Annotated in this window: 24 protein-coding genes, 1 tRNA gene and 1 pseudogene; 17 read left to right on the plus strand and 9 right to left on the minus strand. The window is 42.7% G+C overall.

All coding sequences use genetic code 11. From position 1 onward, the window contains the following. Nucleotides 1-12 precede the first annotated feature (12 nt). Entirely contained in the window at nt 13-420 is a 408-nt protein-coding gene (locus JCM19039_RS10475; RefSeq protein ID WP_052398696.1) for a DUF2507 domain-containing protein, read from the minus strand. A 506-nt stretch (nt 421-926) separates the two neighbouring features. On the opposite strand from JCM19039_RS10475, the gene JCM19039_RS10480 reads away from it, so the two are divergent. The 3 genes from JCM19039_RS10480 to sdhB are packed head-to-tail and all read left to right on the plus strand — an operon-like array spanning nt 927 to nt 4,111. Then, nucleotides 927-1,556, plus strand: a complete 630-nt coding sequence (locus JCM19039_RS10480) for a succinate dehydrogenase cytochrome b558 subunit (RefSeq protein ID WP_042402931.1) — start codon at nt 927-929, stop codon at nt 1,554-1,556. 15 nt (nt 1,557-1,571) lie between these two features. After that, nucleotides 1,572-3,350 carry a succinate dehydrogenase flavoprotein subunit gene (sdhA, locus tag JCM19039_RS10485; protein WP_042426876.1) on the plus strand — a complete coding sequence of 593 codons (1,779 nt, stop codon included), beginning with the start codon at nt 1,572-1,574 and terminating at the stop codon, nt 3,348-3,350. After that, nucleotides 3,350-4,111: a succinate dehydrogenase iron-sulfur subunit gene (gene sdhB / locus JCM19039_RS10490; RefSeq protein WP_042402934.1), complete on the plus strand. Its 762-nt coding sequence runs from the start codon at nt 3,350-3,352 to the stop codon at nt 4,109-4,111. Before sdhA ends, sdhB begins: the two co-directional genes overlap by 1 nt. Nucleotides 4,112-4,240: 129 nt before the next feature. On the opposite strand, the gene JCM19039_RS10495 is transcribed toward sdhB, so the two are convergent. Further along, the gene (locus tag JCM19039_RS10495; protein ID WP_042359623.1) at nt 4,241-4,465 is read right to left on the minus strand and encodes a response regulator transcription factor; all 225 of its coding nucleotides are present in this window, start codon (nt 4,463-4,465) and stop codon (nt 4,241-4,243) included. Between the two features lie 459 nt (nt 4,466-4,924). Between JCM19039_RS10495 and JCM19039_RS10500 the strand changes: the two genes are divergently transcribed. The 9 genes and pseudogenes from JCM19039_RS10500 (at nt 4,925) to JCM19039_RS10540 (ending at nt 11,576) form a co-directional block, all read left to right on the plus strand. After that, complete coding sequence (locus tag JCM19039_RS10500) at nt 4,925-5,188, plus strand: phosphocarrier protein HPr (protein WP_042402937.1); 264 nt, start codon at nt 4,925-4,927, stop codon at nt 5,186-5,188. Further along, a complete protein-coding gene (ptsP, locus tag JCM19039_RS10505; protein ID WP_042426879.1) occupies nt 5,188-6,900 on the plus strand; it encodes a phosphoenolpyruvate--protein phosphotransferase in 1,713 nt (570 codons plus the stop codon). Before JCM19039_RS10500 ends, ptsP begins: the two co-directional genes overlap by 1 nt. Before the next feature lie 80 nt (nt 6,901-6,980). Beyond that, a pseudogene (locus JCM19039_RS10510) lies at nt 6,981-7,411 on the plus strand (MarR family winged helix-turn-helix transcriptional regulator). 23 nt (nt 7,412-7,434) lie between these two features. Then, nucleotides 7,435-8,253 (plus strand): glutamate racemase, encoded by an 819-nt coding sequence (gene racE, locus JCM19039_RS10515; protein WP_042426882.1) that lies wholly within the window; start codon nt 7,435-7,437, stop codon nt 8,251-8,253. Nucleotides 8,254-8,347: 94 nt separating this feature from the next. After that, complete coding sequence (locus JCM19039_RS10520) at nt 8,348-9,406, plus strand: GerMN domain-containing protein (protein ID WP_042426884.1); 1,059 nt, start codon at nt 8,348-8,350, stop codon at nt 9,404-9,406. A gap of 95 nt (nt 9,407-9,501) precedes the next feature. Continuing rightward, nucleotides 9,502-10,239, plus strand: a complete 738-nt coding sequence (gene rph / locus JCM19039_RS10525) for a ribonuclease PH (RefSeq protein WP_042426887.1) — start codon at nt 9,502-9,504, stop codon at nt 10,237-10,239. A gap of 17 nt (nt 10,240-10,256) precedes the next feature. Next, nucleotides 10,257-10,847, plus strand: a complete 591-nt coding sequence (locus JCM19039_RS10530; RefSeq protein WP_042426890.1) for an XTP/dITP diphosphatase — start codon at nt 10,257-10,259, stop codon at nt 10,845-10,847. Between the two features lie 14 nt (nt 10,848-10,861). Further along, nucleotides 10,862-11,380 carry a YfcE family phosphodiesterase gene (locus tag JCM19039_RS10535; protein ID WP_042426892.1) on the plus strand — a complete coding sequence of 173 codons (519 nt, stop codon included), beginning with the start codon at nt 10,862-10,864 and terminating at the stop codon, nt 11,378-11,380. Between the two features lie 119 nt (nt 11,381-11,499). After that, nucleotides 11,500-11,576: transfer RNA gene (locus JCM19039_RS10540), tRNA-Arg, on the plus strand. A gap of 52 nt (nt 11,577-11,628) precedes the next feature. Here the strand turns inward: JCM19039_RS10540 and JCM19039_RS21985 are convergent. Continuing rightward, nucleotides 11,629-12,291: a site-specific integrase gene (locus JCM19039_RS21985; RefSeq protein ID WP_052398697.1), complete on the minus strand. Its 663-nt coding sequence runs from the start codon at nt 12,289-12,291 to the stop codon at nt 11,629-11,631. 964 nt (nt 12,292-13,255) lie between these two features. Here JCM19039_RS21985 and JCM19039_RS10555 point away from each other — a divergent pair. Next, nucleotides 13,256-13,825: a DUF6434 domain-containing protein gene (locus JCM19039_RS10555; protein WP_042426895.1), complete on the plus strand. Its 570-nt coding sequence runs from the start codon at nt 13,256-13,258 to the stop codon at nt 13,823-13,825. Between the two features lie 288 nt (nt 13,826-14,113). Here JCM19039_RS10555 and JCM19039_RS10560 read toward each other — a convergent pair whose 3' ends face one another. Further along, nucleotides 14,114-14,668, minus strand: a complete 555-nt coding sequence (locus JCM19039_RS10560) for a hypothetical protein (RefSeq protein ID WP_373975442.1) — start codon at nt 14,666-14,668, stop codon at nt 14,114-14,116. A 369-nt stretch (nt 14,669-15,037) separates the two neighbouring features. Between JCM19039_RS10560 and JCM19039_RS10565 the strand changes: the two genes are divergently transcribed. After that, nucleotides 15,038-15,277, plus strand: coding sequence for a hypothetical protein (locus tag JCM19039_RS10565; RefSeq protein ID WP_042426897.1), 240 nt, complete (start codon nt 15,038-15,040; stop codon nt 15,275-15,277). Nucleotides 15,278-15,730: 453 nt separating this feature from the next. Here the strand turns inward: JCM19039_RS10565 and JCM19039_RS10570 are convergent, their stop codons facing one another. Next, nucleotides 15,731-16,645, minus strand: a complete 915-nt coding sequence (locus JCM19039_RS10570) for a methyl-accepting chemotaxis protein (RefSeq protein WP_052398699.1) — start codon at nt 16,643-16,645, stop codon at nt 15,731-15,733. A 1,056-nt stretch (nt 16,646-17,701) separates the two neighbouring features. On the opposite strand from JCM19039_RS10570, the gene JCM19039_RS10575 reads away from it, so the two are divergent. Together JCM19039_RS10575 and JCM19039_RS10580 are read left to right on the plus strand one after the other, a co-directional pair. Continuing rightward, nucleotides 17,702-18,040 carry a YxeA family protein gene (locus JCM19039_RS10575; protein ID WP_042426898.1) on the plus strand — a complete coding sequence of 113 codons (339 nt, stop codon included), beginning with the start codon at nt 17,702-17,704 and terminating at the stop codon, nt 18,038-18,040. Nucleotides 18,041-18,116: 76 nt separating this feature from the next. Further along, nucleotides 18,117-18,590, plus strand: coding sequence for an SHOCT domain-containing protein (locus JCM19039_RS10580; protein WP_042426899.1), 474 nt, complete (start codon nt 18,117-18,119; stop codon nt 18,588-18,590). Between the two features lie 43 nt (nt 18,591-18,633). On the opposite strand, the gene JCM19039_RS10585 is transcribed toward JCM19039_RS10580, so the two are convergent. Then, complete coding sequence (locus JCM19039_RS10585) at nt 18,634-19,368, minus strand: hypothetical protein (RefSeq protein WP_042426900.1); 735 nt, start codon at nt 19,366-19,368, stop codon at nt 18,634-18,636. 297 nt (nt 19,369-19,665) lie between these two features. Here JCM19039_RS10585 and JCM19039_RS24385 point away from each other — a divergent pair, with 297 nt between their 5' ends. Then, nucleotides 19,666-19,836, plus strand: coding sequence for a hypothetical protein (locus tag JCM19039_RS24385; RefSeq protein ID WP_193744205.1), 171 nt, complete (start codon nt 19,666-19,668; stop codon nt 19,834-19,836). Between the two features lie 26 nt (nt 19,837-19,862). Here the strand turns inward: JCM19039_RS24385 and JCM19039_RS10590 are convergent, their stop codons facing one another. From JCM19039_RS10590 to JCM19039_RS10600, 3 genes are read right to left on the minus strand one after another with little or no spacing between them, the layout of a single operon-like run. Beyond that, nucleotides 19,863-20,645: an enoyl-CoA hydratase/isomerase family protein gene (locus JCM19039_RS10590; protein WP_042426901.1), complete on the minus strand. Its 783-nt coding sequence runs from the start codon at nt 20,643-20,645 to the stop codon at nt 19,863-19,865. Between the two features lie 4 nt (nt 20,646-20,649). Next, entirely contained in the window at nt 20,650-21,426 is a 777-nt protein-coding gene (locus JCM19039_RS10595; protein ID WP_042426906.1) for an enoyl-CoA hydratase-related protein, read from the minus strand. Further along, nucleotides 21,416-21,727 carry an EthD family reductase gene (locus tag JCM19039_RS10600; protein WP_042426907.1) on the minus strand — a complete coding sequence of 104 codons (312 nt, stop codon included), beginning with the start codon at nt 21,725-21,727 and terminating at the stop codon, nt 21,416-21,418. Before JCM19039_RS10600 ends, JCM19039_RS10595 begins: the two co-directional genes overlap by 11 nt.

Below are 21,727 nucleotides of genomic sequence, written 5' to 3' on the forward strand. Positions count from 1 at the left end.
GGGATGGCTTCTTTATGACCTACGATCATTCGTAGGATCAATATGTACGTGCAGGCGAAGCTTGCGCCGTTTCTTTTCTATGACTGTTTCTGCTGCTGCCCCAAATAGCCATTCATATTGCGCAGCAATGAAACCTGCTTCCAAGTAGCGAGAAAAAAGCGCGCGCTTTTCATCCTCCATTAGATGTAATTCAAACGTGCTTTGTTTTTTCGAATCTTTAATCAGACTGAGCGAACCCCACCCAGCTCTTTCAAAAAACGAAGGGATGTCATCTACGCTGTCAAGCGGATGCTTCCGGGCAATCAACTTGCCACCCCAGTACATAATCTCATCTTCCTCTTCATTCAAAAGTTCTGGTAGAAGCGTCTCCCTGACGAGCTCGTACCCAAAATCTGTATACTTTCTCTCTGTATCAGACAACCGAATCTCCCCCAATTCACTTCTCTATTATAAGCGTTTCTCGTGTAGAAAACTACTCGATTCACAAAATACGTTCGTTAAAATCACGTATCAAAATGTAAAAAAGATCACGGAACCAAAAACGAATCCGGGTGTTTATTTTCAGTAAATTCTTACGTTACAATCGAATCTTCTTTTCTCAGTTAGGCGAAATATCTGCTTTCTTGACGATGATTGTGTACGAGGGTACAATAAATATGTCGGAATTTTGAATGGACGGAACGATGCTCAAGCATCTTGAAAACGCTTTGTTACATTTTTATAAAGTGGTATGCTTGTATTGACAATGGTCATACATACTGCGTTCCGTTTTATTGTTAAAGAAATTATGACGACACGGGGGAGGTTTAGCGCCGTGTTCGTGTAATGTTTGTTGGGAGGGTTTCATCGCTTTATAAAACAGAGAATATTGGGTAGGGTAGGTATGAGTAAAAAGGGTCAGCAGAAAAAAGAGGGGAGCCTTATCAATGCCTCAGAATAAGGAATTTTTTAATCGAAGATTACACTCACTGCTTGGTGTCATTCCTGTAGGTGTTTTCTTAATCCAGCACTTCATCATTAACCATTTTGCTGTATACGGAGCAAGTTCATTTAATGCCGCTGCGCATTTCATGGAAAGCCTTCCGTTTCGTTATGCACTTGAAGTATTTGTGATTTTCCTCCCGCTTCTATACCATGCAATTTACGGTTTGTATATTGCCTTTTTAGGGAGAAGCAACACCCGTCAGTATGGATATTTTAGAAACGTAATGTTTCTATTACAAAGAATTTCTGGTGTGTTTCTTGTCATCTTTATTGCGTGGCACGTTTGGGAAACAAGGATTGCTGCAGCCTTCGGTGCAGATGTAAACTATGATATGATGGCGGATATACTTAGCAGTCCGTTTATGCTCGTATTTTATATTGCTGGTGTTTTAGCTGCAACGTTCCACTTTGCAAATGGTCTTTGGTCGTTTGCCGTATCTTGGGGACTCACTGTAACACCAAGATCACAAAAAATCATGACATACGTAAGCATTGGGGTATTCCTCGTGCTCTCATTTATAGGTATTCGCGCAATTATCGCGTTTTTAGATCCAGCTTTAGCTAACATGTAAAGGAGTCGGTGATCAATGAGCAACGGAAACATTATTGTTGTCGGTGGCGGACTTGCCGGACTAATGGCAACAATTAAAGCGGCAGAAGCAGGAAAGAACGTTGAATTGTTCTCTGTCGTCCCTGTAAAGCGTTCACATTCCGTTTGTGCTCAAGGTGGTATTAACGGTGCCGTTAATACAAAAGGTGAAGGGGATTCACCTTGGGAGCACTTTGACGATTCGGTATATGGCGGAGACTTTCTCGCCAATCAACCCCCTGTAAAAGCAATGACGGATGCAGCACCAGGAATTATTCACCTGTTGGATCGTATGGGAGTTATGTTTAACCGTACACCAGAAGGTTTACTCGATTTCCGTCGTTTCGGAGGTACGCAACATCACCGTACGGCTTATGCAGGAGCAACGACAGGTCAACAGCTACTTTATGCGTTGGATGAACAAGTCCGTCGCTATGAAGTTGCTGGTCTCGTTAAGAAATATGAAAACTGGGAGTTCACATCAGCAGTCATTGATGACGATGGGGTTTGCCGTGGGATCACGGGTCAGAACCTTTCTTCCATGGAAGTTGAGAGCTTCCGTGCGGATGCGGTCATTATGGCGACAGGTGGACCAGGAATTATTTTCGGAAAGTCAACAAACTCAATGATTAACACGGGGTTTGCAGCTGCGAAGCTCTACGAACAAGGCGTATATTATGCAAACGGTGAATTCATCCAGATCCACCCGACCGCCATTCCTGGAGACGATAAACTTCGTCTAATGAGTGAATCGGCACGTGGTGAAGGTGGTCGAGTATGGACGTACAAAGATGGTAAACCTTGGTACTTTCTCGAAGAAAAGTACCCAGCTTACGGGAACCTCGTTCCTCGTGACATCGCCACACGTGAAATTTTTGACGTGTGTGTAGAGCAAAAGCTCGGCATTAATGGCGAGAATATGGTATATCTTGATCTTTCCCATAAAGATTCCCATGAGTTAGATGTAAAGCTTGGTGGAATTATGGAGATTTACGAGAAGTTTATGGGTGATGACCCGCGTAAAGTTCCAATGAAGATCTTCCCTGCTGTTCACTATTCAATGGGTGGTATGTGGATTGATTATGACCAAATGACGAACATCCCTGGCTTATTTGCGGCAGGTGAGTGTGATTACTCACAACACGGAGCGAATCGTCTTGGTGCGAACTCCTTGCTTTCAGCAATCTACGGGGGTATGGTGGCTGGACCAAAGGCCGTTGAATATATCCAAGGATTGGATAAGTCTGCTGAGGATCTTTCATCGACACTTTTTGATGCAGAGCGCAAGAAAGTTGAAGATGAGTATGAAGGCATCTTGAAAATGGACGGAAAAGAAAATGCCTATGCGTTGCACCGTGAACTTGGTGAGTGGATGACAGACAATGTTACCGTCGTTCGTGAAAACGCGAAATTACTTCAAACGGATGATAAGCTTCAAGAGTTAATGGAGCGCTGGAATAACATTAACATGCATGACACGAGCCGTTGGTCTAACCAAGCTGCGCCGTTCACACGCCAGTTGAAAGGGATGCTTGATCTCGCTCGCGTCATTACGCTTGGTGCTTATAACCGTAATGAAAGTCGCGGTGCGCATTACAAGCCAGAATTCCCTGATCGTAATGATGAAGAATTCCTAAAAACAACAAAAGCGAAGTATGATGCGGCCAATCACAAGCCGGTATTTGAATACGAAGATGTCGATACATCGCTAATCACACCGAGAAAACGAGACTACTCAAAGAAAAAAGCCTCTGATAAACAAGGAGCTGGAAAATAATGAGCGAACACAAAACCGTCCGCTTTATCATCACTCGTCAAGACACCCCTGACGCCAGTCCATACACGGAGGAATTTAATATTCCTCACCGTGAGAATATGAATGTTATTTCTGCACTCATGGAAATCAGAAGAAACCCAGTGACTGCAGACGGGAAAGAATCCGCCCCTGTCGTTTGGGATATGAACTGTTTGGAAGAAGTTTGCGGGGCATGCAGTATGATTATTAACGGCAAGCCACAGCAATCGTGTACAGCACTCATTGATCAACTTGAACAACCGATTCGCCTAGAGCCGATGAAAACATTCCCTGTCGTTCGTGACCTCGTCGTGGACCGTAGCCGTATGTTTGATTCGTTGAAGAAGGTGAAAGCGTGGATTCCAATTGACGGCACGTATGATCTTGGGCCAGGACCACGTATGGCTGAGAACAAGCGTCAATGGGCGTATGAGCTTTCGAAATGTATGACGTGCGGAGTTTGCCTTGAAGCATGCCCAAATGTGAACGACAAATCGGACTTTATTGGACCTGCACCGGTGTCGCAAGTACGTTTATTCAATGCGCACCCAACAGGTGAAATGAACCGTGAAGAGCGTCTGAACGCACTTATGGGTGAAGGGGGACTGCAAAATTGCGGGAACTCCCAAAACTGTGTAGAGTCATGCCCGAAAGGGATTCCACTAACAACGTCAATTGCAGCGCTTAACCGCGATATGACTTTGCAGTCTTTCAAGAACTTCTTTGGAAGCGACAATCTATAAACAAACAGACCGAAACCGGATGTTCACATCAGAACGTCCGGTTTTTTAGATCTTGTCTGCCTGATCCCTCAATCAGTTATTACGATGATCGCCTGTAAAGACCCATGATCTGGTGCTTTGAGGCAATGATTAAATTTGGATTTCACCTAGTCTAATCAGTTCAATTACAGCCTGTGAACGTCCTTTAACGCCTAACTTTTGCATGGCATTAGAAATATGATTACGGACTGTTTTTTCACTGATGTAGAGCTGTCCGGCAATTTCCTTCGTTGTTTTGTCCTGCACGAGAAGGTCAAAGACCTCCTTCTCCCTTTTCGTCAGAAGGGAGCGCGGACCACGTTCCAAGTCCTTCAATCGTGTCACCCTTTCTAATCCAGGCCACCCTCTTTGTGTGTCCGGCTCTCAATGGAAATTGGACGATTAGAAGAAAGCATTTAGTCTCCATATCGTATGTGAGAATGCACTCGTCGGTGAGTGATGGAGCGAAAAGCGGCGAACAACTATACCGAGGAGTTTCGCTTTCAACTAAAAGCAGTAGTGGTCACTTGGACGTGTTTCAGGCTAAAAGTAGTGTCAATCACGCACACTTGTGTTTTAGATTCTCAGCTTATCGTATTCACAAAGCTCTTTTAATGTTAAAGTTTCTGCTAAAAAACTTGAAAGCTTAAAAAAATGGGCGAAATCGTGATGAATGCGTGAAAATAATTGGCGTAAACGCTCCGTAATGATAAAATATGAATTGACAAGCTAGGCGATAACTAAGTTTAGCTTTCAAACGAGTGACGACTTATACGTAAAAGAGGAGTGGATCCCATGCAAGAGAAGACGTTTACGATTACCGCTGATACAGGTCTGCATGCGAGACCTGCAACACAGCTCGTTCATAAAGCAAGCCAATTTTCATCAGAAATAGAAATGGAAGCAAAAGGTAAAAAAGTGAACTTGAAGTCGATTATGGGTGTTATGTCGCTTGGCGTTGGTAAAGGAGGAGAAATTAAAGTCGTTATCAATGGAAACGACGAGCAAGAAGCGATGGAAGCTATTACAGCACAAATTCAAGAAGGTTTGGGCGAATAATGTCTCACACTCTACAAGGAATTGCAGCTTCCAACGGCATTGCCATCGCGAAAGCGTTTGTTTATGAACAGGCGCAATTAGACATTGTAAAAGCACCGAAAAAGGGTGCTGAGGATGAAGTGACTTCCCTCCAAAACGCCATCCAAAAGGCAAAGACAGAATTAGAAGATCTAAAAGCGAGAACAGAGGAGAATCAAGGCAAGGAAAACGCAGAGATCTTCTCTGCCCATTTACTCGTGCTTGAAGATCCTGAACTGACAGGTGCAGTCAAGACAAAGGTTCAAGAAGAAGAAGTGAGCGCAGCGTTTGCACTAAACGAAACGGCGAACATGTTTATTGCTATGTTTGAAGACATGGACAATGAATACATGCGAGAGCGGGCAGCAGACATTAAAGATGTGTCGCAACGCTTACTGCGCCACCTCCTCGGTGTGAATACTGCTGCACTATCTGAAATCAACGAGCAATCCATTGTTATTGCCAAGGATTTAACGCCTTCGGATACAGCACAGTTAAATAAGGCATATGCACTAGGATTTGCCACAGACATCGGTGGTCGCACATCGCACTCTGCGATTATGGCGCGTTCATTAGAAATTCCAGCTGTCGTTGGATTGTCGAAGATTACCGAAGAAGTCGAACATGGTGATATGATCATCGTAGACGGAATGAACGGGAACGTGTATGTTCATCCAAATAAAGAAACGATTGCTCACTTTGAAACTGAGAAAATCCAGTTCGAAGAAAGAAAGAAGCAACGCGCGAAGCTCATTAACGAGCCTTCAACGACCCGTGATGGACATACGGTTGAACTTGCGGCCAACATTGGTTCTGCAGCTGATTTAGATGGTGTGATTCAAAACGGTGCAGAAGGTATTGGACTATATCGTACCGAGTTTCTTTACATGGAGCGTAATGAATTGCCCAATGAAGAAGAACAATTCGATGCGTATCGTACCGTCGTTGAGAAGTTGGAGAACAAGCCTGTTGTCATTCGCACACTAGATATTGGTGGCGATAAAGAGCTTCCGTATTTGGATCTTCCTCATGAAATGAACCCGTTTCTAGGTTTTCGAGCCATTCGTTTATGCCTAGAGAAACAAGACATGTTCCGCACACAGCTAAGAGCTCTCATACGAGCGAGTGCCTATGGCAATTTGAAAGTGATGTTCCCGATGGTGGCAACACTAGAAGAATATCGAGCGGCAAAGCAGCTCATTGAAGAAGAACAAGAGAAGCTTCGAAAAGAAGGAATTTCATTTGATGAGAACATGGAAGTTGGCATCATGGTCGAAATTCCATCTACCGCTGTTGCAGCGAAGCAATTTGCTAAGGAAGTCGACTTTTTTAGCATTGGGACAAATGACTTAATTCAGTACACACTTGCTGTGGATCGAATGAGTGAAAAAGTAGCCAATCTCTATCAACCTTACCACCCTGCGATTTTGCAACTTGTGAAAGGTGTCATTGATGCTGCGCATGCCGAAGGCAAGTGGACGGGAATGTGCGGAGAGATGGCTGGTGATGAAGTTGCGATTCCTCTGCTACTCGGGCTTGGGCTTGATGAGTTTAGCATGAGTGCGTCGTCAGTGCTCCCGGCTCGAGAGCAACTCATGTCCCTTGACTATGAAGAAGCACGTAAGCTCTCAGCAGAAGCTTTGTTGTGTGGAACAGCTGATGAAGTGAAGTCCCTTGTTCAAGAGAACCGATGATCATCTTAAGCCGCCTGTGCTTGAAACCAGGCGGCTTTTTCATAAGTAACATCACTACATAGTGAGTGGAGGCTAATTGTGTGAATACAGACCAGGTGGAACAAATTGAGCACTCTTTAAGACGAATTTCTTTTACAGTGAAACAAAAAGGTAGAGAAATTCTAAACCAATTTCCAATCACTCCGCCCCAATTCATCGCGCTCCAATACCTCAAAGACAAAGGCGACTTGACGATTGGCGAACTATCATCGAAGATGTACCTTGCATTTAGTACAACGACGGACTTGGTGGACCGTCTAGAGAAGAACAAACTTGTTGAAAGAGTGAAAGATCAGAAGGACCGAAGAGTCGTGCGCGTGCATATATTATCCGAGGCCGTGAGATCATTGATGAGGTGATTCAAAAACGCCAGGAGTATTTGTATGAGGTGCTGGAACATTTTTCCGATGAAAAAGTTGAACAGCTTCAAGTGACGTTACATGCACTGCATCATGAAATGTCGAAAGAGTAACAGATAAAAAGAGGCGAATATGCGTGAATTTACCTATTGGTGTTATTGATTCTGGGGTTGGTGGATTAACCGTTGCAAAAGAAATCGCTCGCCAACTTCCGAAGGAACAGATGATTTATATCGGAGATACAGATCGTTGCCCGTATGGTCCGAGGCCTTACGAGGAAGTCCGTCGTTTCACGTGGCAAATGATCGAACGGCTGCTCCAAAAAAGGATTAAGATGCTTGTCATTGCCTGCAACACCGCAACGGCTGTCATTCTCGAAGAAGCAAGACAGAAATTATCGATCCCCGTCGTCGGCGTCATTCACCCTGGGGCAATTGCAGCGCTAAATCATACCGTCAGCAAACGAGTCGCCGTAATTGGGACAGAAGGCACGATTTCTAGCGGGGCTTATCCTGAAGCAATACAGGCCATTCAAGGAAGCCAAGTTGAGGTAACAAGTCTAGCTTGTCCACCATTTGTGCCTCTTGTAGAACAAAACCGAACGTCCTATTCAGAGGCATACAACGTTGTAAAAGAAACGTTGAAACCTTTGGAGTCTGTAGATTTTGACACGCTAATCTTAGGCTGTACCCACTACCCTCTACTAAAAGAGGTAATTCAATCAGCTGTAGGTGAGCATGTCAAAGTGATTTCTTCGGGTGCAGAAACGGCAAGAGAAGTGAGTATGATTTTACAACACGACCGGTTGTCTGCGACTTCAGAAGAAGAGCAGGAGAATCTCTATTACACGAGTGGATCCGTGGATGCATTTAGAAAAACGGTGAGTACGTGGTTAGAAGATTCAAGTGTGAACATATCTCCGATCAGCTTTGCGTCATCCGCGATGAATCAATAATTCTCGCGGATTTTTCTTGTCCAAACCCGCTGGTCTATTTTCCGAATGGGGCTCGTATACTATACGAGATTCGTGAATTTAGGAGGGAAGAGGCATGAGAAGCTGGAGTATGAAAGCCATGTTATTGTTTGGGGCCGTGCTTGTCGTACAGGCGTGTGGTAGTGATGAGGAAGAAGTGGCAACAGACCTTGACCAAAGCCAAGTCGTTACAGAAATAGAGACCACAGATGAACAAGGTGAAGGGGAAGCGAGTAGTCAACCAGAAGAAGGGGAACGGTCAGGGGATGTAACGGAACGTGAGCTCTACTTAATGGATCAATACGGGTATGTTGTTCCTCGAACATTCCGGTTTCCTCCAAATGAAGAAGTTCTAAAGCAATCGCTCGAATTTATGGTCGCTGAAGGACCTGTAACCGAGCACCTTCCGAGTGGCTTTCAGGCAGTATTACCTGCAGATACTGAGATTCTAGGAGTGAATATTACGGAGGATGGCACAGCGGTCGTTGATTTTTCGCCATCATTTGAAGAATACCCGAGAGAACAAGAAGAAGCGATCTTACAAGCGCTCACGTGGACACTTACACAATTTGAGAATGTTGAGCAGATCGAATTGCAAATCAATGGCCATACTCAAGAGAACATGCCACAAGGCAATACACCTGTACAGTCTTTAACGAGAGATATTGGCATTAACCTTGAAGGGGATGCACCCGTTGATATTACAGCGAGCAGAGCGAATACGTTATACTTTATCCGTGAACAAGAGGAAGATGTTTATTTTGTACCTGTAACTAGACGAGCCGACAGGGATGACAATCAAGCATTAGCAGTCGTTGACCAACTCCTCGAAGGTCCGGCGATTCAATCGAACTTACTCACAGGCATCCGATCAGGTGTGCAGTTAATTGAAGAACCGACGCTAGAAGATGGAGTGTTGACGTTGAACTTTAATGAGGCATTACTCACAGAGAATAGCGGAACAGCCGTATCAGAAGAAGCACTTACGATGCTAACGCTTTCGTTAACGGAACTAGAAGGTGTGAATGAGGTATCTTACCAAGTAAATGGGACTCAAGCGTTAAATCGGAGCAACGGAGAGACACTTACCGAACCTGTCACACGTCCGGTTATGCTAAATCGCGGTGAGTTTTAGCAGCATTTTTGGATTCATGATATACTAGTAGAAAATGAGGCGGCATCTGCTGCCTTTTTCTTATGCAATGATTAAAGAGGAAGTAGGGTATTCAGTTGAGGAACGACGGAAGAGAAACGAATGATATTCGTAAAACAACAATGGAAGCAAATTATATTAAACATCCAGAGGGATCGGTACTCATCTCAGTCGGTGATACACGAGTCATTTGTTCAGCGACAGTTGAAGAACGGGTTCCTCCTTTTTTAAGAGGTCAAGGAAAAGGATGGATTACAGCAGAGTATAGCATGTTGCCAAGAGCGACTGAAAAGCGAAATATTCGAGAATCATCTAAAGGGAAAGTGACAGGGCGCACGATGGAGATCCAACGATTAATTGGACGAGCGTTGCGAGCGGTCATTGACCTTGACAAGCTTGGCGAACGAACGATTTGGGTGGACTGTGACGTAATACAAGCAGATGGTGGAACGCGAACGGCCTCGATCACAGGCGCTTATGTTGCTACAGCCCTTGCCTTGTCCAAACTACTAAAAGATGAAGTGATTCAAGAGCAGCCCCTCGTTGATCAACTCGCCGCAGTCTCTGTCGGGATTAGTCAAGAAGGCGAAGTGCTTCTTGACTTATGTTATGAAGAAGATGCGTCTGCTGCTGTCGACTTGAATGTCGTTATGACAGGCAAAGGTGAGTTCGTAGAGTTACAAGGTACAGGAGAAGAAGCGACATTTTCAGCGCGACAACTCACTCACATGTTAGAGTATGCAGAAGCGGGGATTTCAACTTTACTTCACATCCAACAAGACGTGCTCCAGTCTGCAGAAGCTAGAGAATCTTAAAAATAGAGGTGAGACGGATGAAAAAGATTGTGTTAGCTACCGGCAATGAAGGCAAAAGAAAAGAATTTGAGCGCATGCTCGAAGGAAAGGCCGAAATTCAATCGTTAAAAGATTATCCGGACTGCCCAGAAGTTGAAGAAACAGGTACAACGTTTGCGGAAAACGCCAAACTCAAAGCCGCTTTTGTCGCACAGTACACGGGGTTACCCGCTCTCGCTGACGACTCCGGTCTCGAAGTTGATGCCCTTGATGGTGCTCCCGGTGTGTATTCTGCAAGGTTCGCGGGGCTTGAGAAAGACGATGAAAAAAACAATCAAAAACTACTCAATGAGCTTCGAGACGTCTCTGACGCGGAACGTACGGCGAGGTTCGTGTGTGCACTCGCTTATATCGACCTAAACAAAAAGACCGAAGAGATGATCCTTGGCCATTGTGAAGGAACAATCGGCCGAGAGCCAAAAGGGGAAAACGGCTTTGGCTACGATCCGCTTATGTATATCCCGTCCTTTGGAAAAACGTTGGCGGAGATGAGTGCTGATGAAAAGAACAAGATCAGTCACCGAGGACGTGCCCTCGAGCAATTACAGAACGTGTGGAACAAACTGTAACGGAGGTGACAGTTATGACTAAACTTGTCGTACTGAGTGATACACACGGCGATCGTGAATGGCTTAACCAAATCTATGAACGCCATGCCAAAGATGCGGATGGCTGGTTCCATTGTGGCGACGCGGAACTAAATGGAAATGATCCACTAGTACAACCGTTTCGGATTGTAAATGGGAATACCGATATGGATATGCCGTTTCAAGACGTTCTTGAAACAACGGTTCAAGGTGTGAAAATATGGCAAACACATGGGCATTTGCTCCGTGTAGCCCGAGGCAATCACGAAGCGCTTCATAGCATTGCCAAAGAAAAGGGTGCACACGTCGTCCTATACGGTCATACACATGTCGCTGAAGCACATGAAAATGAAGGCACGTTATTTCTAAACCCTGGTAGCCTCGTGCAACCTCGCACAGATCGACCACCAACGTATAGTATCGTGACAATCGCTGAAGGTCAGGTGACGTCAATACGATTTTTAGAACGTGATAGCGGAAAAGAAATTGAAGATTTAACGTGGCAAGCGAAGTAACCGTTGATTGCTGCTCATCAAGCAGCAATCAATCCCAAAAAAAATTACAAAAACCGATTGACTCATTAGCAATTTTTAGGTACTATATTAATTGTCGTCATTAACTCTTTTTCACCTTTGTCCCAGTAGCTCAGCTGGATAGAGCAACAGCCTTCTAAGCTGTGGGTCGGGAGTTCGAATCTCTCCTGGGACGCCATTTTCATTTACTTAACCACGTTTTTGACGCAAGATTGACGCAAGATTTTATTTTACCCCTCTTTTTTGGAAAAGAATTGCTCGAAAAGTTGGGCTGCCTCACGATCAACTTCAACAATTGAATGACCATATATATCCATCGTCGTTCCGATCTTTGAATGACGCGCTCGAGAGCTGATGGATTTCATTGGGAGATTTTGAGAAATTAAAAACGTAATGGATATATGACGTAAATCATGAAACCGCACCTTCGGGAGTTGGTTTTTTTTAATGAATCGAATCCACCACTGGCTGATTGAATCTGGTCGAATGGGACGGCCATGATCATTGCAAAATAGAAATACATTATCTGGATACTCCCACTTATCCCTCATGAGCATCTTCCACTTCTTTTTATCAAGAAGTAGTTTCTCGACCATCACCATAAGAGTCTCCGGTATGGCTGCTACCCCCTCTAAATGATTCTTGGTAGGTATGATTTCTACCCCGCCTCCTGACAACTCACCTAGAGATTTATCAATTCGAATAGCACATTCGTCGATTAATATACTGTTGTCGTCCAATGCCGCAATTTCTGCTTCCCTTGCTGATGTTATAAAAGCAATCCAAAAGAGAACTTGCTTATCTAATGGCTCTGTTTTTATCGCATCAATTAATGCCCAAATTTGCTCTTTGTTGTAGTTAATCTGAGCCTTGCTTGATCGTTTTGATGGCAACTTGATTTGCTATGTCCTCTTAATTTAACTTGTAGGTATGGGCACATTCGAGCAAGCAGTTATAAGCTATGTACACAAGGTGGATGGATGACGGTGATAGAGCGCACGGTTTCTTATCTAAGCGCGCACTGTCTTTTTGTAAGTCAGCGATGTAGTTTACAAGGTGTCTCGTTTTGATGTCCTTGATATTTTTTGTGACTCAATCAAGGGAACAAAACAATCTTGGGGCCTTACACTGGATGAAAAACAACCGTGCTCCTCTTAGCGAAACAGCCACTCATTTTGGACGTAACCGTTCATTCACGATTGCGAATTGGAGGGGAATCGTGGAGCGTGAGGGTGTTGTGGGCCTAGATCCAAAACCGAAAAACCCCCTTTCCATGTCGTATCGCTCAAGGGCAAAGAGAAAACTTTCTCCTTCACGTGAAGAACAATTGGAGCGGGGGAATAAACGTCTTCGATTGCAAAAACCGTGTATCGGACAGCGTCAAAGATTAAAAACCAGAGTAACACGAATCGCCTCTCCTTTTTGATAGGGGGTTTTCCTTTTAGAAAGGAGGGAACTATATTTTAAAAACGTTATAATTTGAGGGGTAATTTATGAGTAGATTAGGACTAAGAAACTTTGTTATTTTTATTTTATTAGGTGTTTTTTCATGACTGTCTTAAACATTATCTTGAATATTAGTCAAAATGAATCCATTAATATTCAATCAATAATGCCATTTACTCTAATAGGATTAGGAATTGGATTTGCGTTAGCACTGCTTAGGTTTATTATTAAAGGTGATTTATGGGAGAAGAACTAAAAGGTATGGCGGAATGACTATATTTCGACTTATTCCTGCCACATATACAGATCAATACGAGCCCCTTCTTCTTTGCGGAACGGGAGTTATTTTCTTTGATAAATAAGAACGAATGTTCTATATTAGAGTGAGATGAAAATATGGAGGCGGAGAGTATGAGACCTAAATTAACAAAAACCCTTAATGTAGACGAGTTCAGTGACTTCTATTGGTTAAAAGAAGAATTACAATCTTTTTGTAGGAATAACGGAATTAGTGCATCAGGTTCAAAAATTGAGCTCTCTGAAAGGATTGAAACGTTTCTTGATACAGGGGAGATTAAAAAGGCACTTAGAAAAGCAAAATCCATAAGCAAAAAGGGTACTCAAAAAACGTTAAGTTTAAATACGGTCATTACAGTTGATCATCGATGTAGTCAAGATGTTCGTGCTTTTTTCAAGTCAGTTATTCCGAATTTTCATTTTTCTACGTATATACAAGACTTCTTTAAAAACAATGTGGGTAGTACATACCACGAGGTTGTAAACGCATGGCATAAAGAGCAGGAGAGAATGAAAAACCCCTCCTACAAAAAGAAAATTGCTCCTCAGTTTGAGTACAATCAATTTACAAGAGACTTCTTTGCAGATAAGAATAATGAAGGGAAGAATCGCGAGGATGCTATAGAGGCTTGGAATGCTATAAAAATACTACCAGGAAGTAATAAATACAAACCAACCCAATGATCTATACATATCTATATATGAGAATCATTCTTATTAAGCCACAGCGAGGTTGGTCGTTGTGGTTTTCGGTTTTGCATTTTTTATGAACAAAGATATTGCAGGTGCTCGAGCCATGCTTTACCAAGTTTCTACTACTCGTTTTTAGATTTTCCATATGTATACGTTGCCTCTCTAAGTGGTGAATTAGTGTCGCCCCCCAAAAAAGTGATAGCTAAAACTAACGTTTGGGGTGTTTTTATTTTTAAAGCCCAAAAACCACGGTCTGCTAAGAGACCGTGGAGTAATCCACTAAATAATGAAGAGGGTACCGGTGATTAGCATCGATATACCTGTAACTGCACAAACGAAACTCGCTCCCCGTTCACTCATGAGTTGTCCAGCAGGCTTGTCTTTGTCCATTGCATAAAGTAGCGTTAGTGCTATCGCTATAATGATTGGCATGGCGATATATCCAATGTTTTGGTACAACCATGCATACGGGACAAAATGAATCGTTACAGCTGTCGAGAATATTATAGGTATTGCCGTAAAGTTGCCTTTAATACTAAATAAAATTAATATAGGTAGCACCAACATTTGGGACAGTGACAGCATAATCGTTAATTGATTAATTAATTCTCCCCCTGGTTGATTGGTAAGCATTCCGAGACTAGCTGACACACCAAGGGCGATAGGTAAAGCAACCATACCTTGAAATAAGGTAGCGAGTGACGCTGTATATAAACTTACTTTTCTCCATAGTACTGCGCACACTACCCAAGTTACTCCGTATGCTCCTAAAAATGGAGCCCCACTATAGGTATGATTTGCAAGGTCAATTAAAGTACTCCTTAGCTCATCCATGTAAAAATTATAGCATGTCGTCGAAATAAAATCTATAATTTGGTTAAATTTTCTGAATATATCAGGTGCAATAATTAACAGAGAGGTCGGATATGAAAGAAGATTGGGTGCTGGTAGAGGTACGGGAATGACTATTTAAGATTGAAACAAAGCAGGAAAATATCCTTCAGTTCTAAGAGGTCACAGCTGAAGAAGCATTGAGGGTCGTCAAGCGATATGTAAAGGCATATAAAATAGACACAAAAAAGCTCGGAAGATCGTAGTCTTTGAATTAAAACAGGTGTCGGGATAGCAGGAATTTTGGTTACAATGCTACTTTTTCGATGCCAATTTTAATCGCTGATTACACACCATAAGGAAGAAAGTTGCATGATTAAGACATTACAGGGGTCGGCATTAGAGTTTTTGCTTAGCGTACTAAGTGTATTTCTGGCTGCACTAGTCGCTTATTTAACGACAAAAATCAAAAGGTATTTATATCTCGCGGCAGACCGTGCCAAACTTGGCATCATTGGCGCAATCACCATTGGAGCTGTGGAGCGTATAGAGGAGCAATTTTTCTGTAAATCCCGCGCTTTACATTTAAAGAGGCAACACAATCTGCATTGAATATTTTAAACCACTACGATATCGCGATTTCCGAAGATCTCATCCGTACGTAGATTCGAGATAAATAAGACCGTATATAGAAGTGAAATGAACAAGTGGTGTAACTATGGTCCACAGTACATTTGTTGCAATTCCTTGGCCAGCAAATAATAGGCCGGGCACTGACAAAAGCGAGGCGAGGTGATAGTTTATGCTACTTTCAGCACGTTACAATGCGATCCTTCAGATCCATTTCACTACGAGCCCCAACTATTGAATTTAGGGTATCAAATAAAGATTCGATGGATATACATAGCAAATAAATTCTGTAAAATTTAGTGCTTATGATAAAGTGAGTATATCCATGATTTGTTCGTTTTCTGGGCTTTTATTTCTGTACCCCATAGCTGGGGTCTTATTTATGTAATAAGGAGGCACATGAGTGCATCCCCATTTATTTCCTTTTAGTATTTATTAAAGAATTTTTCTGAACTTAGAGGACGCACCTCGCAGATTATCTGTGGTTTTGTTGATATTTTCAAACTCTGTAATCGCTTGTGAAATATGTTCTAAAGTTAGATAAAATTGATCTTTAGATAAATTTGTGGAATTTATTACTCTAGAAACTTCTTTTTTATTGGAGTACACAAGCTCTTCTACATCTTGAATTGATCTTTTAGAATTATTCGCTAGTGTACGGATTTCATCCGCAATTACTGCAAACCCCTGGCCTTCATTTCCTGCTCTTGCAGCTTCAATTGCTGCATTGAGCGCTAGGATGTCGGTCCTTATAGAAATTTCGCTTATCGTATTCACTATTCCCTCAATTTCATTAGAACTTTTCTGCAGGTTGTTGAGTATTTCGCTATTCTTGTTCGATTGTTCGATTAACTCGCCAGTCAGTTCTATAATTTCTGAGGCTTTATCATGTCCTCTCTGAGCAATAGATAACACCGTATTAGCCTCATTCACAATATTGGTTGTAATATCATTCACTGCATTTTCTCTGTAGGTTATGTCGGTTGCTATCTTTATTATTGATGTAACCACGCCAATCTCATCTTTCACAGGTATATACGTTGCCTCTAATATAATTATTTTCCCATCTTTTTTGACACGTTTAATTTTGTCTTGAAATCGTTCTCCAGAACGAAGTCTAGTCCAAAATTCTTCATAGCTATCACTGAGTGTAAATTCTTTTTGACAAAGCTGCTCATGATGATTGTTTATTAATTCTTCAGGCGTATAACCTATGGTTTTGGAGAATATTGAATTGATCCAAGTGATCGTTCCTTCAGGTTGAAACTGAATCATAGCTAAAGAATTTTCCATTGCGGTTAACAAGTGTGCTTGTTCATGACTTTGCATAGTGGCTAATTTTATTTGCATTCGTTACTCCCTTTTATAAAATAAATGAACAACAAAAATCTTACGGTAATAAATACCCATTCGGAGAAGTTTGCAAACAAATTATTCGTAAATAAAAAACACGCCCTCGACAGGACGTGCCAAAAAAAGGAATTGGAGTGGACGTTACTAGGTTGGTCTATGCTTGTCCTTTATTCAGTAATGAACGACAAAAACACGAGCAAATTCCCGTGTTAAGTCGCCTCATATCGCAATGATATTAACGGCAATGATTGATCACTTCAAAAAATAGCCCTAACGCCAGTACGTGAACGAAATCAACTGATTACACTCCATACACTCATTTTTAATCATCCAAACTCCTTCAAGTGCTACTTATTGATTTCAGATTTGGTTTTTTTGTGATTAAGGTTGTGCTCGAGACACCCTACACGATGCTGCGGGAATATCATCGGCAGTAAATACTAGCACATATTTGTACGAGGTGTTAGTTTGTTATCTCCTAAGGTGCACCCTCTTAATAATAAGAATGTGCGTTCTCATTACGTGCAATTGAGTACTTTTATACAAATTGAGCAACTCTAGTTCAACTATGTCTTCTATTCAGTACTTTTGATTGGAACGAAAGGCGGTGACGCCTGCGGAAGAAGGACCGAAACTATGCCTGGCAAGTCATAAGACCGAAGAGCCTAGGCGGTTCATCGGTGGCAAATGTTTCGCCACTGATGTCGCCCTTGTGCTCCGGAGTATAAAGAAAACACGGTGGACATCTTTTGGCCACCGATGTTGCCCTTATAGGCTGGACTACAAGCATCCGCCTGTAGTGGGAAGCAACAACCAATAGCGCAAATTAGAAAACTAAGGTTCATCCTATATAATCCATAAATCAGTAAGAAATTCAACAGAATTTTGTTTGTTCAATTTATATGCACTTTTTCTATACGATGTAAAAAGAGGAACATTTCAGTTTGCCCAGTACCTTACAACATCGTAAGCTGACGTAAGATCAATCAATTCAGCACAGTTCATCTAGGATGTAAAATGTGTGATAAAGGTATAGGTTAAGGAGGCAGTATGATGAGAAAAGCAGTGATTGGCATTAGTGTAGCAGTGATTCTAGGAATTGCTGCATTTATTGGGATGTATTACTCGTTGAGTGATATGACTAGAGCGAACATCAATCCGTTTATTCAAGAAGAATATTGGTATGTTCAAGTTGATGAAGATGGCATAGTTGCTGAAGATGAGCAAGGAACTGTCTATTATGAGCTACCTGCAATGAATGAAAATGGAGACGAAAAGGATATTGAGTTTACAGCACTCAGCGAATTAAGAGAAGGTGCGTTTATTCAATTAACGATGAAAGAAGGCTTTGTGATGACGTATGAAGAGGTAGGGGAAGAGGACGTTCCTTAAGCGAGTAGTTAAACGTGAAGTATGGATGTATTGCACCATAAAGGTTCTCTCAAACATGTTTTAGGGGAGGATCTTGATGAGTGAGATTTTAAAAGGCAAAGGGACGAATGGCCAACTAGAGTTGCACGAACATAAATTGGTCATTAAGCGAAAAGGACTAACGAATAAGATGTTACATGGGCTCAAAGGGGATAAAGAAATATCCATTAGAGAGATTACCTGGATTCAATATAAAAAGCCAGGACTCGTTGCCGGCTATATTCAGTTCTCGTTTAGAGGGGGAACTGAGGCACAAGGGGGTGTGTGGCAAGCGGTGAGTGATGAGAAACCGATTACGTTTAACCCCGGTCAAAACAAGAATTTCCTAAAAATAAAAGAAGAGATTGAAAAGAGGATCAATGATCTTTATGCCACCCCAACCGTCACTCAGCCTACGAACCAGAACTTGAATGATTATGATGAGATTGAAAGGCTCGCCTCATTGATGGAAAAAGGCTACATTACAGATGAAGAGTTTCAGGTAAAAAAGAAACAAATCTTAGGCCTTTAACAATACGAATGAAATGAATCCACCATATGGTGGATTCATTTCATTAAAGGCTTTGTGTGTCTTCAATAAAGTCTTCAAGGTCACGAAGCTCTCTGAGGTCCACAAGATCGTATTCTTCTGCAATCAAGATGAGTTGTTCGTAAGCGTTAGCAAGATGCTCGTTACCGGCTACAACTTGATCTACGAATGCTTCCTCTACCTCTTGAGCATTGTCGTTGTGGATCTCATCGAAATTGCCGTCTAATGACTCGACTGCTTCGGTATGAAGCTCCATTGCGAGTAAAAATTCATCAGCATAATACGTCATTTCTGGTGTGCTAAATTCAGCTCGTTCCAGGTTGCGAATTTGGTATGGCACATTTTCCATGTAGCGGTTGTAGTGAACGTCGACTGTTGTTCTTGCCTCCATGGCAGTGAAAACGGCGCTTAAGTAGTACGGGTGTTCACGCATGTTTTGCGGATTGTCGGGATCGACAATTTGGGACTCAAGTAATGTAATCATATCTTCCTCTAAGTCATCTTCTGATGAGGTGACTTCTATTGCTTCAGGCGAGTCCGTTTGCTCTTCTTCTTCGGGTTCTACATCCTCTTCTTCCGTTGCGGGTTCTACCGCGACGGGTTCATCTTCAGTCGTTTCTTGGTTCTCTTGTTCGTCTACCCCTGTATTTTCACTTTCTTCTTCCTCAATCGTGCTAGATAGGATTCCGCACGCAGAACTAAGCATGAGAATGGAGAATAATCCAACAAATTTCAACGTATGATGCATCTTTATTTTCATCCAGTCACCCTCCTTTTTTCTTAACGATACGCAAAAGAAAAACACCGTCAAATCGAGAAAGAGGGGGAAGGCCATGCATAATATAGTTATAAAGCATTAGCAAATAAATGGAAAAAGGATAAGTACTCTGTTTGGCAATCGTTGTTTCACTCCATAGCACTGGGTCGTAGGACATGAAACATTCACTAATAAATATATTTAGGTATCACGGCTTAATTTTTCGTATGTGTGCCTCACTTCATTGATAGCGGATATGGTACAATGCCAACTAGATCTGGAATAAATGAGGTGCGAGACATGAAATGGTTGGACGTATTGTTTCCGCTAGCCGCTGTGTTCTATTTGATTGCGTTTGACTGGCAAGAAACAACGCTTGGCATATTAGCAGCGATCGCCATCCTCCTTGTGGCGTCGCTAGCTGTTACAAATATGATTCTACGAATCACACAGAAAAGGAAAAAAACGTAAAAAAAGCAGACCACACCCTGCTTTTTTTAGTGTCCCGTAAATGTCGGGGTTCGTTTTTCCTTAAAAGCGTTCAGCCCTTCAACGTGATCGGCGGATTGCCCGGCAATCGTTTGTGCAGCCGCTTCTTTTTCTAGCAACACGTCGTAAGGTTGATCCATACCATCGTACATATACCGTTTGATGAGTCCCATTGCTCGTGCTGGTGAATCGGCCAGTCGGCGGGTGAACTGCTCGATCTGTTCCTCCCATTCCGCTTCATCAATACACAATGATGCCAGGTGCAGTCCAACGGCTTCAGTGCCTGCAATGGGGTCGCCAAGAACGGAAATCTCCATCGCTTTTGCATAACCAACGATTCGTGGCAAGACGGAAAGAAAGCCTGCATCTGGAATGAGGCCGATGTTGACAAATGCACTAACGAACTTCGTGCGTGGCTGTACGAGTCGGAAATCAGCGGCTAAAGCTATACTCATTCCAGCACCAGCAGCGGTTCCATTGACAGCTGCAACAATCGGCTTTTCGACGGAGCGCATCATTTTCAGCAATGGGTGATAGCTAGACTTGAGAAAATCACCGTACCGTGTCACCTCCCCAACGCTGTGAAGGTCTTGACCGGCAGAAAATGCTCGACCACTGCCGGTCATCATGATCGCCCGGATTTCGGGATCTTTGTTTGCGTGTTTCAAGGACTTTGTGATTTCTTTTAGCATGATCGGTGTTAATGCATTATAGGCATCCGGTCGGTTTAGACGAATGGTCGCAATGTTCTTCTGTTTCGTATAAATAATTTCTTGATAAGCATCGGTCACGTCACTACACTCCTTTAAACCGTGGCTGGCGTTTTTCTTTGAAGGCGTTCATGCCTTCTTTTTGGTCATCTGTAGCGAACGTGAGGTAAAAGTTCTTTCTTTCAAAAAGCATTCCATCATGAATGGATTGGTGCTCCGCAGCGAGAACCGACTCCTTTATCGCACGAAGCGCAACAGCAGGCCGTTTTGCAAATGTACGTGCGAATTGAAGCGTTTCTTCATGTAGAATTTCTGAGGCACATACCACATTTACAACACCGTTCTCATACAAGTATCGGGCAGAAATTGGTATCCCTACACCGATGATCTCCAACGCTTTTCTTCTACCTAGCGCATGGGTGAGGAGCTGTGTGCCACCAGCACCAGGGAGAACGCCGAGGGTGACTTCAGGAAAACCGAACTGGCTGTTCTCCGCAGCAATAATACAGTCACAATGAAGTGCTAATTCAAAGCCTCCACCAAGAGCTGAACCGTGGACGGACGCAATCATTGGTTTCTTGATTCGCATGATCCGTTCCCAATCCCGAAATGGATCCGCATATTCCAATGATACCGGTGATTCGTCTTTCATCTCACTAATATCAGCACCTGCGGCAAACATCCGCCCACTTCCATTTACAATGATGACCGATATTTGTCGGTCCTGATCAAACGCTTCCAGTTGATTGGCGATTTCTTTGACCATTTGCCAGTTGAGGGCATTAAAGACCTCTGGTCGGTCGAGCGTAACGATCCCGAACGACTCCGTTTTTGAAACACGAATATATTCGTTATTGCTCATCGACGTCCTCACCGATCATTAGCGTCACGAGTTTACCGGCGAACCCCATTAAATCTTTGCCTGAAGCTTTGCCTTCGTCACTTTTTAAGCCAGCTTTTAATGAGTCGTGAGAATCATAATACATCTCACAAAGCAAATAAAAATCACTTTCTCCTCCCATCGGGGAGCCGACAATTTTCGTCACTTTCATGTCGAGAAGTCCAGGTATTTCCTTTGTGATCGGTGCATGAGTATTGAAATAATAATCATCAAAGGCTGCTCGGTCTTCGGGCTGTTTATAAAGAGCGATAAGTTTTACCAA

It is taken from the genome of Geomicrobium sp. JCM 19039 (assembly GCF_000698145.1).
Taxonomy (GTDB): domain Bacteria; phylum Bacillota; class Bacilli; order Bacillales; family Marinococcaceae; genus Geomicrobium_A.

What these genes read in the sequence shown, in the direction of transcription:
- JCM19039_RS10480 (WP_042402931.1), top strand. Translation starts at nt 927, where the DNA reads ATGCCTCAGAATAAGGAATTTTTTAATCGAAGATTACACTCACTGCTT.
- sdhA (WP_042426876.1), top strand. Translation starts at nt 1,572, where the DNA reads ATGAGCAACGGAAACATTATTGTTGTCGGTGGCGGACTTGCCGGACTA.
- sdhB (WP_042402934.1), top strand. Translation starts at nt 3,350, where the DNA reads ATGAGCGAACACAAAACCGTCCGCTTTATCATCACTCGTCAAGACACC.
- JCM19039_RS10500 (WP_042402937.1), top strand. Translation starts at nt 4,925, where the DNA reads ATGCAAGAGAAGACGTTTACGATTACCGCTGATACAGGTCTGCATGCG.
- ptsP (WP_042426879.1), top strand. Translation starts at nt 5,188, where the DNA reads ATGTCTCACACTCTACAAGGAATTGCAGCTTCCAACGGCATTGCCATC.
- JCM19039_RS10520 (WP_042426884.1), top strand. Translation starts at nt 8,348, where the DNA reads ATGAGAAGCTGGAGTATGAAAGCCATGTTATTGTTTGGGGCCGTGCTT.
- JCM19039_RS10530 (WP_042426890.1), top strand. Translation starts at nt 10,257, where the DNA reads ATGAAAAAGATTGTGTTAGCTACCGGCAATGAAGGCAAAAGAAAAGAA.
- JCM19039_RS10535 (WP_042426892.1), top strand. Translation starts at nt 10,862, where the DNA reads ATGACTAAACTTGTCGTACTGAGTGATACACACGGCGATCGTGAATGG.
- JCM19039_RS10555 (WP_042426895.1), top strand. Translation starts at nt 13,256, where the DNA reads ATGAGACCTAAATTAACAAAAACCCTTAATGTAGACGAGTTCAGTGAC.
- JCM19039_RS10560 (WP_373975442.1), bottom strand. Translation starts at nt 14,668, where the DNA reads ATGGATGAGCTAAGGAGTACTTTAATTGACCTTGCAAATCATACCTAT.
- JCM19039_RS10565 (WP_042426897.1), top strand. Translation starts at nt 15,038, where the DNA reads ATGATTAAGACATTACAGGGGTCGGCATTAGAGTTTTTGCTTAGCGTA.
- JCM19039_RS10570 (WP_052398699.1), bottom strand. Translation starts at nt 16,645, where the DNA reads ATGCAAATAAAATTAGCCACTATGCAAAGTCATGAACAAGCACACTTG.
- JCM19039_RS10575 (WP_042426898.1), top strand. Translation starts at nt 17,702, where the DNA reads ATGAGAAAAGCAGTGATTGGCATTAGTGTAGCAGTGATTCTAGGAATT.
- JCM19039_RS10580 (WP_042426899.1), top strand. Translation starts at nt 18,117, where the DNA reads ATGAGTGAGATTTTAAAAGGCAAAGGGACGAATGGCCAACTAGAGTTG.
- JCM19039_RS10585 (WP_042426900.1), bottom strand. Translation starts at nt 19,368, where the DNA reads ATGAAAATAAAGATGCATCATACGTTGAAATTTGTTGGATTATTCTCC.
- JCM19039_RS24385 (WP_193744205.1), top strand. Translation starts at nt 19,666, where the DNA reads ATGAAATGGTTGGACGTATTGTTTCCGCTAGCCGCTGTGTTCTATTTG.
- JCM19039_RS10595 (WP_042426906.1), bottom strand. Translation starts at nt 21,426, where the DNA reads ATGAGCAATAACGAATATATTCGTGTTTCAAAAACGGAGTCGTTCGGG.